We start from the raw sequence: 12,246 nt of genomic DNA, 5'->3' as shown, positions 1-12,246 counted from the left end.
AGGGAAGCGCGGGGGCGCGGAACGGTCCGGGAGGGGAGCACCACCGTTCACCACCGGCCGGGGGGCCGGTGAGACGACGAGAACCCCGTCAGCGCTGGGGGGCGCGGACGGGGTTCAGTCGATTTCGGGGCCTGGTCAGCGGACCCGGATCACCCGGGAGGCGGCCTTGCGGTTGCCGACCTTCTTGATGGTCAGACGCACCGTGTCACGACCGCGGGTGTCGGGACGGTTGCGGTCGATCTCGATGTCGCCCTCGCGGTCGGCGCGGAAGACCCGGTTGACGAAGACGCGACCGTTCTGGCGCAGGACGATGCGGAAGCGCTCCCCCGGGCGGGCGTCGTCGACGTCGACGGAGACCTCGAGGCGGCGGTCGTCCTTCTCGACCTCGAAGTCGACCTGGGCTCCGGCGTAGCGGAAGTCCCGGTCGGCCGCGGCGGCGGGTGCGGCGGTGAGGAGAGCCAGCGGGCTGGCCAGGAGAGCGGCAGCTCCGAGGGTGGCGGTGGTGCGGCGGGCGGCAGTGCGCATGATGATCTCGCTTCCGTCTGTGTCCCGGTCGCCCGGGCTGATGGAGCAACCCTCGTGCGGCCGCGTGAGGGGTTCACGAGACGAGGATGAGGAGGCTCTCATCATCACCCGCACCCGCGGGTCGACTCACTCCACCCGGTTGCCCTCGGCGTCCCAGTGCTCGGCGACCTTCTTCGAGGGCTGCACGCGGGGCGGCTCCCCCGGCATCTTCGGGTAGTCGGGCGGGAAGTTGAGCTCGCCCTGGCCGGCCTCCACCTGCTGCTCCCACAGCGCGAGCAGCGGTTCGAGCGAGAACGCCTCGTCGTCGATGGTGGCCCACGGGTCGCCGTCGGCGAGCCGCTCGGGCACCGAGAACAGGTGGTACTCACCGGGGTCGGTGACCCCGGCGAGCTCCTCCCAGGTCATCGGCGTGGAGACCGGCGCACCGGGCAGCGGGCGCAGCGAGTAGGCCGAGGCGATGGTGCGGTCGCGGTTGTTCTGGTTGTAGTCCACGAAGATGCGCTCGCCGCGCTCCTCCTTCCACCACGCCGTGGTGACCTGCTCGTCGCGCGCCGCGAGCTCGCGGCCGAAGCCGATGGCCGCGTGGCGCACGTCGGTGAACTCCCAGCGCGGCTCGATGCGCACGTAGACGTGCACGCCCCGGTTGCCGCTGGTCTTGGGGTAGCCGCGCAGGCCCAGCTCCTCCAGGAGCTCGCGCGCCAGGTCGGCCACGCGGACGACGTCGCGGAAGCCGGTACCGGGCTGCGGGTCCAGGTCGATGCGCAGCTCGTCGGGGTGGTCGACGTCGTCGCGGCGCACCGGCCAGGGGTGGAAGGTCAGCGTGCCCATGTGGGCGCACCAGACCGGGACGGCGATCTCGGTGGGACAGATCTCCTCGGCGGTGCGACCGCTCGGGAAGGTGATCTGCACGGTCTCGAGGTAGTCGGGAGCGCCCTTGGGCACTCGCTTCTGGTAGAAGGCGTCGGCGTCCTTGTCCTGCGGACCGGTGGCCAGCCGCATGCCCGGCCGCACCCCCGAGGTCCAGCGCTCGAGCGCGGTCGGCCGGTCGCGCAGCGCGCGCATCAGGCCGTCCTCGACGCTGGCGACGTACTGCGCCACCTGCAGCTTGCTGACCTCGGGCGTGCGCTCGGTCGCCTCGTAGATCACGCGGTCGGGGCTCGAGACGCGCACGGCGCGCCCGCCCGCCTGCACCTCTGCCGCGGGGGTCCTCGCCATGCACCCACCGTAGTGGCGGTGCGCCGGCCCCGGCTGGAGCCGTAGGTTGGCGAGCCGTGAGCACGCCGCCCCCCACCCTGCCCCCCACCCTGCCCCCCACCCTGCCTGCCGGCCTGGCGCTGCGCCGTCCCTCGGTGCCGTCCCTCGGCGAGCAGACCGCCCCCTCCTCGAGGGCTGGTGCCAGGCGCAGGCCCGCGGCTTCCACCAGGCGCGGCTGCAGGAGTCCTCGCGCGCCGTCTGGCTCGACCACCTGCGAGGCGACGGCGTCCGTCCGCTCGGCATCTGGGAGGAGCAGCCGGCACTCGGCGCCGGAGCACTGCCGGTCGCCACATACTCCAGCTACGACAAGCAGCTGCACACCGGCGCCCGCCAGGTGACCGCGCGGATGATCAGCGACATCACCGTCGCCCCCACCCACCGTCGGCAGGGCCTGCTGCGCTCGCTGATCACCGCCGACCTCCGCGAGGCCGCCGAGACCGGGGTGCCCGTCGCGGCGCTGACCGCCTCGGAGGGGAGCATCTACGGCCGCTTCGGCTTCGGTCCCGCCACCGTCGAGCAGCAGTGGGAGGTGGACACCTCGCTGCGCTTCGCGCTGCGCGGCGCAGCGCCCTCGGGCCGCGTGGTGCTGCTCGAGCCCGCCGAGGCCTGGCCCGCCGTCGCCGCGGTGTTCGCCCGCTGGCACGAGCGGCAGCGCGGCTCGCTGCAGCGACCCCGCTTCTACGAGTCGATGCTGACCGGCGCGTGGCACCCCGCCCAGGACGGCCCGGACCACCGGCTGCGGGTGGCGGTGCACCTCGACGCCGCCGGCGAGCCCGACGGGCACGTGGCCTACCGCGTGGAGGGCGACCGAGGGGTCCGCACGGCCGACGTCGTCGACCTGGTGACGCTCGGACCCACGGCGCACCGCGCGCTGTGGCGCTTCCTCGCCGACCTCGACCTGGTCGGCTCCGTGCGCTGGAACCACGCCAGCACGGCCGACCCGCTGCCGTGGTCCCTGGTGGAACCCCGGGCGGTGCGCGTCGTGGGTCAGCGCGACTCGCTGTGGGTGCGGCTGGTCGACGTCCCCGCCGCGCTGGCGGCGCGGCCCTGGTACGCCGAGGGCAGTGTGGTCCTGGAGGTGGCAGACCCCCTCGGGCTGGCCTCCGGGCGGTGGCGCCTGACGGCGTCCGCCGGCCGGGCCACCTGCGAGCCGAGCACGGACCCCGCCCAGGTACGGCTGGAGGCCGACACGCTCGGGTCGCTCTACCTGGGCGGCACGCGGGTGGAGACGCTGAGCGCCGCCGGCCGGGTGGCGGGTGACCCTGCCGCGGTGCACGCCTTCGCCACCATGAGCACCGGTGGACCGGTGCCGCACTCGCTCACCGACTTCTGAGTCGGCCTGAGTCGGCCTCCCGCGTCGGCGCGGGGTCCAGGCCTCAGCTGTCGAGACCGAGCTCGGCCATCCGGGCGGCGTGCCGCTCGGTGAGCCGGGTGAACATCCGGGCGATCGCGGCCAGGTCGAGCCCGGGCCGGTCGACGCCGCCGGCCAGCAGCGCCGTCAGGGCGTCGCGCTCGGCGGCCACCCGCTGGGCCTGGGTCAGGGCCTCGCCCATCAGCCGTCGGCCCCACAGCGCCAGGCGTCCGCCGGAGCGGGGGTCGGCCTCGATGGCGGCGCGCACGCGCCCGACGATGAAGGCCGAGTGCCCCTCCTCCAGCGACGCGACCACCAGGTCGCGGGTCGCGGGGTCGAGGTAGGCGGCGATCTCGCGGTAGAAGTCGTTGGCCAGGCCGTCGCCCACGAACGCCTTGACCAGGCCCTCCAGCCAGTCCGAGGGCGCGGTGTGGGCGTGGAACTGGTCGATCGCGGCACGGAAGGGCGACATCGCGCCGAACGGGTCGGCGCCCAGCTCTCGCACACGCTCGTGCAGCGCCTGGACCTTGCCCAGCTCGAGGCTGGCCATGGTGGCCAGCTCGACCTTGTCCTCCAGCGTCGGCGCCAGCTTGGCGTCCTCGGCCAGGCGCTCGAAGGCGCTGATCTCGCCGTAGGAGATGACCCCGAGCAGATCGACCACCGCGGCCAGGTAGTCGGGGTCCTGGAAGGCCACCGGGACCTCGCCGCCGGACGACAATGCAGCCATGGCCGCACCCTACCGATAGACTGGCGCGTGACCAGCGCCCCCGCGAGTGGGCGCGTATGTGCGCGGCTGCGTGTGAATCAGTCGCATCCCGGCTCGATTCCGCCCCACGCCCCGCCCCTGCGGGCGAGCGTGGCCCCACGAAAGCAGGACAGCTTGACCACGACGTTCCGTGAGCTCGGGGTCCTCCCCGGCATCTGCGACGCCCTCGAGCGCGCCGGCATCACGACCCCCTTCGCCATCCAGGAGATGACCCTCTCGGTCGCCCTGCTCGGCACCGACCTGATCGGTCAGGCCCGCACGGGCACCGGCAAGACCCTCGCGTTCGGCATCCCCGTGATGCAGCGCAGCGTCGCGCCCTCCGACCCCGCCTACGTCGAGCTGCCGCAGGGCAAGCCCCAAGCGCTGATCGTGGCCCCCACCCGCGAGCTGGCCCTGCAGGTCTCCAGCGACCTGCACCTGGCCAGCAAGGACATCGGGCTTCGCGTGCTGACCGTCTACGGCGGCGTCGGCTACGACACCCAGCTCGAGGCACTCGAGGCCGGCGTCGACATCGTCGTCGGCACCCCCGGTCGCCTCATCGACCTCGCCAACCGGCGCAGCCTGGACCTCTCCCACGTGCACGCGCTCGTGCTCGACGAGGCCGACGAGATGCTCGACCTGGGCTTCCTGCCCGACGTCGAGCGCCTGCTCTCGATGACGCCGGAGACCCGCCAGACGATGCTGTTCTCGGCCACGATGCCGGCCGCGATCGTCGCCCTGGCGCGCACCCACATGCGCCACCCGATGAACATCCGCGCCGAGTCCTCCTACGAGAACGCCACGGTGCCCGCCACCGCGCAGTTCATCTACCAGGCCCACGACCTCGACAAGCCCGAGATCATCGGGCGCCTGCTGCAGGCCGAGGACGCCGACAAGATGATCGTCTTCACCCGCACCAAGCGCCAGGCCCAGCGCGTGGCCGACGACCTCGCCGAGCGGGGCTTCGAGGCCAGCCCGCTGCACGGCGACATGGCACAGGTGGCACGCGAGAAGGCGCTCACCCGCTTCCGCGAGAACAAGCTGCGGGTGCTGGTGGCCACCGACGTCGCCGCGCGCGGCATCGACGTCCAGGGCGTCTCGCACGTGGTCAACTACACCTGCCCCGAGGACGACAAGACCTACGTGCACCGCATCGGCCGCACCGGCCGCGCGGGTGCCACCGGCACCGCCATCACCTTCGTGGACTGGGCCGACCTGCACCGCTGGAAGATGATCAACAAGGCGCTCGACCTGCCCTTCGACGAGCCGCAGGAGACCTACTCCACCTCCGAGCACCTCTACCACGACCAGGGGATCGCGCCCGGCACGAAGGGCCGCATCAAGGACCCCGCCCCCGTGGAGCGCAAGGACCGCCCCGAGCGCTCCGACCGTGGGGGCCGCGGCGACCACGGCGACCGGCCCCGCACCGACCGCCCCCGCCGCGACCGCTCGCGCAGCCGCACCCGCTCGGGCCAGGAGGTCACCGAGGGCAACGGGCGCGCCAACAGCACCCCGGACCAGGAGCAGGGCACCCCGGCGTCGGCCGAGGCGGGCTCCGCGGACGGCGCCTCGCGCAACCGCCGCCGTCGTCGCCGTCGCTCGGGCTCGGGCTCGGGATCGGGCAGCCAGGGCGCTGCCGCCCCGGCCGGCGACTGACCCTGGCGTGGCCTGGCTCCCGCGGGTCCTGCGGTCGGCCGGGCTGACGACGGCCGGCGTGCTGGCGTTCGTGCTGGCGTTCGCGCTGGCGCTCACGGTCACTCCCGGCGAGCCCGGGGAGCGCCTCGCCGCGCCGGGCGCGCAGGCGGCCGACACCGGTGCGCGGCCCGCCGGCTGCGGCCGGGGAGCCGTTCCCGCCCCCACCGCCTGGATGGGTGAGAGCGGTCGTCTCGACGTCACGCTGCCCTCCCGGTTCGCCCAGGGGCCGCCCGCGTTCGCCGGGTCGCTGTTCCACCCGCTGACGCCGCCTCCGCCCGGCCGTCGGCTGCCGATCGTGCTGCTGCAGCACGGCACCGGCGGCGACCGCTGCTCGCTGGAGTGGCTGGCCCGCGCCGTGGCCGGCAGCGGACGCCTCGCGCTCACCTGGACCGCGCCGGGCGGCCGCGACCTCGGCGGCCAGGACTCCTACCTCAACGCCGTGCGCGCCACCGCCTCGGCCTACCCGTGGCTGCGCAGCACCGCCAACCCGCTGCGTGCGGTCACCGACCCCCGCCGCGTCGTGCTGGGCGGCTCCTCGCTCGGCTCGATGTCGAGCAGCTACCTGCAGGGCACCGCGCTGACCCCCGGGACCCGTGCCCTGGTGGCGCTCGACAACCTGCGTCGCTGGCAGCTCGGGGACCCGGGGGGCGCGGCCTGGGAGTGCGGCCGACCCCGCGAGGGCGAGGTGCGACCCCGGGTGCCGGCGCTGGGCCTCGCCATGGACGCCCCCTGCAAGACCGGGAGCAGCCCGCGCTACCGCGAGCTCAAGCTCAGCGGGTTCAAGCACTGGCGCGCGACCGGGCAGCCGGCGATGGTGCTCGCGCTGCGCGGCTTCGAGCACACCGACTTCGCCGTCACCGGCACCGACGCCCAGCGGCAGCTGGTCTGGCACTACGTCGACGCCTGGATCGCGCGGTGGACCGAGGGCGACTCCCGCGCGGACGCCGTCCGCCGGCTGCTGGCCCCCCGCGTGCTGGGGTCGCGCACCGCGGACCTGCTGAGCCGTCGCTACGCCTCGGGCGCGCACCTGGCCGGCGTCGACACCGACGACCTGGCCGCCCTGCTCAGGCGGTGACGACGACCGTCGTGCCGATCGGGGCGAAGTCCCACAGCGCCAGCGCGTCGGCCTCGTCCTGCCGGATGCAGCCGTGGCTCAGCGGAGTGCCCAGCTGGGCGATCGTCTGCACCGGCCCCTGGTCGTCGACCGGGATGCTGTGGAACCCGATGGCCGCACCCGAGGGGCCCTGCGTGAAGCGCACGAACCACTCCATGGTGCCGGAGTCGTCGATGCCGATGGCGTCCTCGCTGCGCGAGTAGACCTCGTAGGTGCCGGGGTCGAGGTTGTCGTAGATGCTGCCCGAGACCAGGTAGGTGCGGCGCACCGCACCGCCCTCGGCCACCAGCCACACGCGTTGCCGGCTCTCGCTGAACACCACGCGGTAGCCCTCGCCCGAGTCGGCGGGCAGCGCCTCGTCGAGCGCGGAGTCGGCGCCCGGGGCGATGGGCACCAGGCCCTGCTCGGGCTCCGCGGCCCCGGAACGCTGACGGCGCACCGACTGCTCGGAGGACTCCTGGGTGGGCTCGTTCTTGGGCTCGGCGGTGGGCTCGGTCGCAGGGGCCGCGGCGGGTTCCGCGCTCGCAGCCGGGTCGACGGCGCGGTCGTCCTGCGCCGAGCCCGAGGGCAGTGCTCCGATGCCGCCGAGCGTGGCCACGAGCACCACGACGACCGAGCCCGCCAGGGTGGCGATGCGCCCGTAGCGGGGCCGGACCTGTGCCCGGTGCCGGCTCATCGCGCGTCTGCTCCCGAGCCGGCGCCGCGGGCCAGCAGCGCCGCCGCCACCTCGCGGTAGGCCTGGGCACCCTTGTTGCTGCGGCTGGTGGCCAGGATCGATCGACCCGCGGCGGGAGCCTCGGCGAAGCGGATGGTCTTGGGGATCGGCGGCTCGATGACCTGCAGGTCGTAGGTCTCGGAGATCGTCTCGAGCACCGTGCGCGCGTGGGTGGTGCGACCGTCGAAGAGGGTGGGCAGCACGCCCCACACCTCCAGGCCGCGGTTGGTGAAGCGCCGCACGTCGTGGACGGTGTCGAGCAGCTGGCCCACACCGCGGTGCGAGAGCGTCTCGCACTGCAGCGGCACCAGCACGCCGTCGGCGGCGGTGAGCGCGGCGACCGTCATGACGCCGAGCGAGGGCGGGCAGTCCAGCAGCACCCAGTCGTAGTGCCGACCGGCCTCGGCGAGGTCGTCGAGCATGCCGCGCAGCACGTGCTCGCGCCCGGTGCGGGTGAGCAGGTCGGCCTCGGCCCGGGCCAGCTCGATGGTGGCGGGCACCAGGTCGACGCCGTCCTCGGTCTCGATGAGCACGTCGGTGGCGGGCAGGCCCTTGGTGAGCACGTGGTGCACCGAGAGCTCGAGGTCCTCGGGGTCGATGCCCAGCGAGAAAGTCAGGCAGGCCTGGGGGTCGAGGTCGACCAGCAGCACGGCCTGGCCCAGCTCGGCCAGCGCGGCGCCCAGCGAGGCGACCGTGGTCGTCTTCGCGACGCCGCCCTTCTGGTTGGCGATCGCGAGCGTCGTGGTGCCACGCTTCTCGGTGCTCATCGAGGTCCATCATGCCGGACCGACCCCCTCGCGCGGCGCACCGGCGTCCATACTCGGGGCATGTCGACCGCACTCGTGACCGGAGCCACCGCCGGCATCGGCCGCGCCTTCTGCGAGGCGCTCGCCGGCCGGGGCCACGACCTCGTCCTCGTGGCCCGCGACGAGCCGCGCCTCGAGGAGGTGGCAGCAGCCCTCCGTGCGAGTCACGGCGTCGTCGTCGAGGTGCTCGTCGCCGACCTCACCGACGCCGCGCAGACCGCCCGCGTCGAGGCGCGGCTGGCCGACCGGGAGCGTCCGGTCGACCTGCTGGTCAACAACGCGGGCTTCGGCCTCAAGCAGCGCTTCCTCGACAACCCGGTGGAGGCCGAGGTGGCGATGCTGGAGGTGCTCGTGACCGCGGTGCTGCGGCTGAGCCACGCCGCGCTCGGCGCGATGTCCGAGCGCGGGCACGGCGGCATCATCAACGTCTCCAGCGTGGCGGCCTTCCTGCCCCGCGGCACCTACGGCGCGGCCAAGGCCTGGGTCAACCGGTTCAGCGAGTGGGCGGCTGCGGAGTACCGCGACCAGGGCGTCACCGTCACCTGCCTGTGCCCTGGCTTCACCCGCACCGAGTTCCACGAGCGCATGCAGGTCACCCCCGGCACCGGTCCGCTCTGGCTCGACGTCGACCGCCTCGTGGCCGACGCGCTCGCCGACCACGACCGCGGCAAGGTCTTCTCGATCCCGTCACCGCAGTACAAGGCCGTGGTGGCGCTCACCCGCCTGGTGCCCACCCGGCTGCTGCAGGGGCTGCAGACCCTCGGTCGGCGCTGACCCTCACCAGCTGGGGCCCGGACCCCCGAACGGCATCTCCACCAGCGAGGGCCCGGCCGTGCCGACGTCGCGCAGGATCCAGTCGTCGCGCAGCAGCAGGACCGCGGACGCCGGGCGCAGCACCAGCCACAACCACCGCCCCTCGGCCTCGCCGGCCACCACCGAGCGGTCCCACTCGCTCTCCTCGCCCGCGGTGGAGACCGGCCACAGGCCGACCGCCTGCCGCTCCAGGCGCACCTTCACCGACGGCGGCCCCTGGCCCAGGTCGGGTCCCGGGTCGGGACGCTGCAGACCCGCCACGCGGGCACCCAGGCCGGTGCCGGTCTCCTCGCTGACGACCAGCACGTCGACGGGCCCGTCCAGCGCGCTGGTGCCCGAGCAGCAGGTGAGGGTGGCGCAGACGCGTCCCTGCTCCTCCGCGACCACGGCGAAGTCGGTGACCCGCCAGCCGGGGCTCATCGGCCAGGGCAGGTAGGTCGGGAATCCCGCGGCCAGCCGCAGGTGCTCGCCCAGGTCCTCGTAGGTGGCCGTGCCGGGCCGCCACAGCGGCACGGTCAGGCCGTGCTCGACACAGACCCAGCCCTCGGGCGTGCGCGTGACCGGCGCAGCGCAGCGTGGGCACCCGACCTGGAGCGGCATGCGCTCACCGTGCTGGAAGGACCCTGCCGGGTCAAGAGTTCCAGCGCAGCACGACGCGGGTCTCGCGCTCGTGGCCCAGGACCGACACCGTGGCGGTGTCCAGGCGCAGCAGCCGACCCTCGGTGGCCGCGAGCCCGAGCCAGCGTGCGCCGAGCACCCGCAGCGAGTGACCGTGGGCGAAGGCCAGCACCGGGCCCGGGGCCTCCTCGGCCAGGGCGACGACGCGGTCCAGCCGCTCCCCCACCTGCGCCGGCGTCTCGCCGCCGGGCACGGGGTGAGTCCAGACCGTCCACCCCGGCACGGTCTCGCGGATCTGCGGCGTGGTGATGCCCTCGTACTCGCCGTAGGCCCACTCGGCGAGGTCCTCGCACTCCTCGGCGTCGGGGAACCCCGCCAGCTCGGCGGTGCGCCGGGCACGCGTGCGGGGGCTGGTGAGCACCCGGGCGAAGTCGACGTCGGCCAGCCGCGGAGCGAGGTCGCGGGCGCGCTCCTCGCCCTCGGGCAGCAGCGGCAGGTCGGTGGTCGACGTGTGCCGGCCCGCTTGGCTCCACTCGGTGGGGCCGTGCCGGACGATCCAGAGCTCGTGCATGCCCGGAGCCTGGCACAGCGCTCCCAGGGCGCCCAGCGTCAGGAGTCGGCGAGCACGACCACCCGGTCGCCGGGTCCGACGGTGAAGACCTCCGACTTGGCGGGGTTGACGACGACGCCGAACGAGGACCCGTCCTGCGCCAGCGCCGGCGAGGCGTAGCCCAGCGCCGTCTCACCGCGGGCGCTGGCCCCGGCGACGACCGTGGCGAAGGTGACCTCGGCGCCGGAGCGGACGTACCAGTCCGCGGGGCGCAGGTACACCTCCGCACCCTCGTCGCCGAGCAGCTGGTCGAAGACGTGCTCGAGCCGGCGGTCCTCGGAGAGCTGGGTGACCAGCAGGCTGACGATCTCGCCGCTCACCACCACGTCGTCGACGTGGGCCACCTGGGCCAGGACCCGGTTGCGGTCGTCGAGCATCTCGCTCACCACCGGTGTCTCCTCCCCCAGCCGGGCGAGCAGGTCGCGCACGTGCAGGAGCGTCACCAGCGTGCGCGCGTCGGCCGCCTGCGGGTCGAGGTGGTCGGAGTAGCAGAGCACGATCACCTGGTCCAGGCCCGCCACCACGTGCTGCTCGAGGGTGGCGCGGTCGGTGGTGGAGCCGGCGGCGACGGTGACCGCCAGGTTGGCCAGCGCGGGCACCACCGGGTCCCCGAAGGAGGTCAGCACCGTGAGGGTCGAGCCGGGTGCGGCGAACTTGTCGAGCTCGCGCAGCACGATCGGTGCCCGCTCGTTCCAGCCCACCAGCACCGCCCGGGTCGGACGCGGGGAGGTGGGGGCCGCCGTGCCCAGCAGCGAGAGGTCGGGCGTCGTCCGCGCGCCGTCCACCCGGTCCAGGGCCGAGTCGTCCTCGGCGACGACGACCAGGGTGCGGTTGCCCACGGGGGTGCCCGGCGCCGGGTTGAGCACCGGCGCCCCGCCCTCGACCAGCCCGATCACGGTGGCGTGCTCGTAGGCCAGCTGGGCCTGGGAGTAGGTGAGGTCGCCGGCGCGGTGCTGCTCGAGGAAGTAGATCTCGTCGCCGTCGTAGTCGAAGAGCTCGGTGTAGACCGCGGCGGCCCCCGACTGCCGCGAGGTCTGCACGACCAGCTTGGCCACCGTCTCGCGGATGTCCAGCAGCACCGCCCGGTCGGCACCGACGAGCCGCGCGGCCTCGAGGTTGGAGGGGTTGCGGATCTCGGCGACGATGCCGGGGCCGCCCTCCTCCCCGTGGGTGAGGGCGAGCAGGGTCTTGATCACCTCGCTGTCCGGGTCGTCGGTCTCGGGGGCCAGCAGGATCACCGACCGTGCGTCGCGGTGGCTGGTGAGCGCCAGGTCGTCGAGGTCCATCGGCGAGCCGGAGCGGCAGATCACCCGGGTGCCACGCCGGTCGGGCACCTTGGCGCGCAGCTGCTCCTCCATCTCCACCGTGTCGCGGTCGGCCAGCACCACGACGGCGGGACGGTGCCGGCTCTCGTTGGCCAGCACCAGCTCGCGGATGATCGTGAAGACCGAGTCCGACCAGCCGAGCACCACCGTGTGGTCGCGCTCGAGGACCACGGAACGGCCGCGGCGCAGGTCCGCGAGCCGGGAATCGATGCCGGCGGCGATGATGCCGATGAGCGCGCTGACGACGAACAGGCCCGCCACGGTGAGCACCAGCATGGTCAGCAGGTAGCGCCACGCGGCCCCGGTGTCACCGGCCACGGTGCCCGGGTCCAGGGCGTACATGAGTGCCGAGACCAGCTCGCGCCAGAAGCCGTCGCCACCGCCCGCGCGCAGCCCCAGGAGGCTCACCACCAGCGCGAAGACCGTGATGAGCAGCAGGGTCACCACGCTCAGCCAGCCGACGAGCGCCGGGGTGCCGCGCGACATCGTGGTGTCGAAGCGGTAGCGCAGCCGTGCGCCCATCCGCGGTGCCCGCTGCCCCGGGCGCGGGGCCGGGGGTGTGGATCCGCGCTCGCGCCCCCGTTCACGCGCCGCGCGGGTCGTGCGCTGTCGCGCCTGCTGACCGGTCCTCGCCATGGGGGCATCGTCGCGCAGCTTCGGACCCGCCGGGACGGT

The 12,246-nt window shown here is 74.2% G+C and carries 12 protein-coding genes; 4 read left to right on the top strand and 8 right to left on the bottom strand.

Annotation, left to right across the window (positions count from 1 at the left end; all coding sequences use genetic code 11):
* Nucleotides 1–135: 135 nt before the first annotated feature.
* Nucleotides 136–525 (bottom strand): hypothetical protein, encoded by a 390-nt coding sequence (locus ABD948_RS06190; RefSeq protein ID WP_345263724.1) that lies wholly within the window; start codon nucleotides 523–525, stop codon nucleotides 136–138.
* A 126-nt stretch (nucleotides 526–651) separates the two neighbouring features.
* On the bottom strand, nucleotides 652–1,740 hold the full coding sequence (locus ABD948_RS06185) for a DNA polymerase domain-containing protein (protein ID WP_345263722.1): 1,089 nt from the start codon (nucleotides 1,738–1,740) through the stop codon (nucleotides 652–654).
* Between the two features lie 46 nt (nucleotides 1,741–1,786).
* Between ABD948_RS06185 and ABD948_RS06180 the strand changes: the two genes are divergently transcribed.
* Nucleotides 1,787–3,112: a GNAT family N-acetyltransferase gene (locus tag ABD948_RS06180; RefSeq protein ID WP_345263720.1), complete on the top strand. Its 1,326-nt coding sequence runs from the start codon at nucleotides 1,787–1,789 to the stop codon at nucleotides 3,110–3,112.
* 43 nt (nucleotides 3,113–3,155) lie between these two features.
* On the opposite strand, the gene ABD948_RS06175 is transcribed toward ABD948_RS06180, so the two are convergent.
* Nucleotides 3,156–3,857 (bottom strand): ferritin-like fold-containing protein, encoded by a 702-nt coding sequence (locus ABD948_RS06175; protein ID WP_345263718.1) that lies wholly within the window; start codon nucleotides 3,855–3,857, stop codon nucleotides 3,156–3,158.
* A gap of 153 nt (nucleotides 3,858–4,010) precedes the next feature.
* Here ABD948_RS06175 and ABD948_RS06170 point away from each other — a divergent pair, with 153 nt between their 5' ends.
* Complete coding sequence (locus ABD948_RS06170; RefSeq protein WP_345263716.1) at nucleotides 4,011–5,531, top strand: DEAD/DEAH box helicase; 1,521 nt, start codon at nucleotides 4,011–4,013, stop codon at nucleotides 5,529–5,531.
* A gap of 7 nt (nucleotides 5,532–5,538) precedes the next feature.
* Nucleotides 5,539–6,645 (top strand): hypothetical protein, encoded by a 1,107-nt coding sequence (locus ABD948_RS06165; protein ID WP_345263714.1) that lies wholly within the window; start codon nucleotides 5,539–5,541, stop codon nucleotides 6,643–6,645.
* On the opposite strand, the gene ABD948_RS06160 is transcribed toward ABD948_RS06165, so the two are convergent.
* Nucleotides 6,635–7,360, bottom strand: a complete 726-nt coding sequence (locus ABD948_RS06160) for a L,D-transpeptidase (protein WP_345263712.1) — start codon at nucleotides 7,358–7,360, stop codon at nucleotides 6,635–6,637. The genes ABD948_RS06165 and ABD948_RS06160 overlap by 11 nt on opposite strands.
* Nucleotides 7,357–8,166: a ParA family protein gene (locus ABD948_RS06155; protein ID WP_345263710.1), complete on the bottom strand. Its 810-nt coding sequence runs from the start codon at nucleotides 8,164–8,166 to the stop codon at nucleotides 7,357–7,359. Before ABD948_RS06155 ends, ABD948_RS06160 begins: the two co-directional genes overlap by 4 nt.
* A 60-nt stretch (nucleotides 8,167–8,226) precedes the next feature.
* Here ABD948_RS06155 and ABD948_RS06150 point away from each other — a divergent pair, with 60 nt between their 5' ends.
* The gene (locus ABD948_RS06150) at nucleotides 8,227–8,979 is read left to right on the top strand and encodes an SDR family NAD(P)-dependent oxidoreductase (RefSeq protein WP_345263708.1); all 753 of its coding nucleotides are present in this window, start codon (nucleotides 8,227–8,229) and stop codon (nucleotides 8,977–8,979) included.
* A 3-nt stretch (nucleotides 8,980–8,982) separates the two neighbouring features.
* On the opposite strand, the gene ABD948_RS06145 is transcribed toward ABD948_RS06150, so the two are convergent.
* From ABD948_RS06145 to ABD948_RS06135, 3 genes are read right to left on the bottom strand one after another with little or no spacing between them, the layout of a single operon-like run.
* The gene (locus tag ABD948_RS06145; protein ID WP_345263706.1) at nucleotides 8,983–9,618 is read right to left on the bottom strand and encodes a DUF6758 family protein; all 636 of its coding nucleotides are present in this window, start codon (nucleotides 9,616–9,618) and stop codon (nucleotides 8,983–8,985) included.
* Between the two features lie 31 nt (nucleotides 9,619–9,649).
* On the bottom strand, nucleotides 9,650–10,207 hold the full coding sequence (locus ABD948_RS06140; protein ID WP_345263704.1) for a histidine phosphatase family protein: 558 nt from the start codon (nucleotides 10,205–10,207) through the stop codon (nucleotides 9,650–9,652).
* 38 nt (nucleotides 10,208–10,245) lie between these two features.
* Nucleotides 10,246–12,207: a CASTOR/POLLUX-related putative ion channel gene (locus ABD948_RS06135; RefSeq protein WP_345263702.1), complete on the bottom strand. Its 1,962-nt coding sequence runs from the start codon at nucleotides 12,205–12,207 to the stop codon at nucleotides 10,246–10,248.
* Nucleotides 12,208–12,246 lie beyond the last annotated feature (39 nt).

Origin of the sequence: Nocardioides nanhaiensis (assembly GCF_039542785.1) — a bacterium.
GTDB lineage: Bacteria > Actinomycetota > Actinomycetes > Propionibacteriales > Nocardioidaceae > Nocardioides > Nocardioides nanhaiensis.
This window is presented reverse-complemented; position numbering and strand designations above follow the sequence as displayed.

Coding starts and splice junctions, on each gene's coding strand:
- ABD948_RS06150 (WP_345263708.1), top strand. CDS start 8,227: ATGTCGACCGCACTCGTGACCGGAGCCACCGCCGGCATCGGCCGCGCC.
- ABD948_RS06160 (WP_345263712.1), bottom strand. CDS start 7,360: ATGAGCCGGCACCGGGCACAGGTCCGGCCCCGCTACGGGCGCATCGCC.
- ABD948_RS06155 (WP_345263710.1), bottom strand. CDS start 8,166: ATGAGCACCGAGAAGCGTGGCACCACGACGCTCGCGATCGCCAACCAG.
- ABD948_RS06135 (WP_345263702.1), bottom strand. CDS start 12,207: ATGGCGAGGACCGGTCAGCAGGCGCGACAGCGCACGACCCGCGCGGCG.
- ABD948_RS06175 (WP_345263718.1), bottom strand. CDS start 3,857: ATGGCTGCATTGTCGTCCGGCGGCGAGGTCCCGGTGGCCTTCCAGGAC.
- ABD948_RS06145 (WP_345263706.1), bottom strand. CDS start 9,618: ATGCCGCTCCAGGTCGGGTGCCCACGCTGCGCTGCGCCGGTCACGCGC.
- ABD948_RS06140 (WP_345263704.1), bottom strand. CDS start 10,207: ATGCACGAGCTCTGGATCGTCCGGCACGGCCCCACCGAGTGGAGCCAA.
- ABD948_RS06190 (WP_345263724.1), bottom strand. CDS start 525: ATGCGCACTGCCGCCCGCCGCACCACCGCCACCCTCGGAGCTGCCGCT.
- ABD948_RS06185 (WP_345263722.1), bottom strand. CDS start 1,740: ATGGCGAGGACCCCCGCGGCAGAGGTGCAGGCGGGCGGGCGCGCCGTG.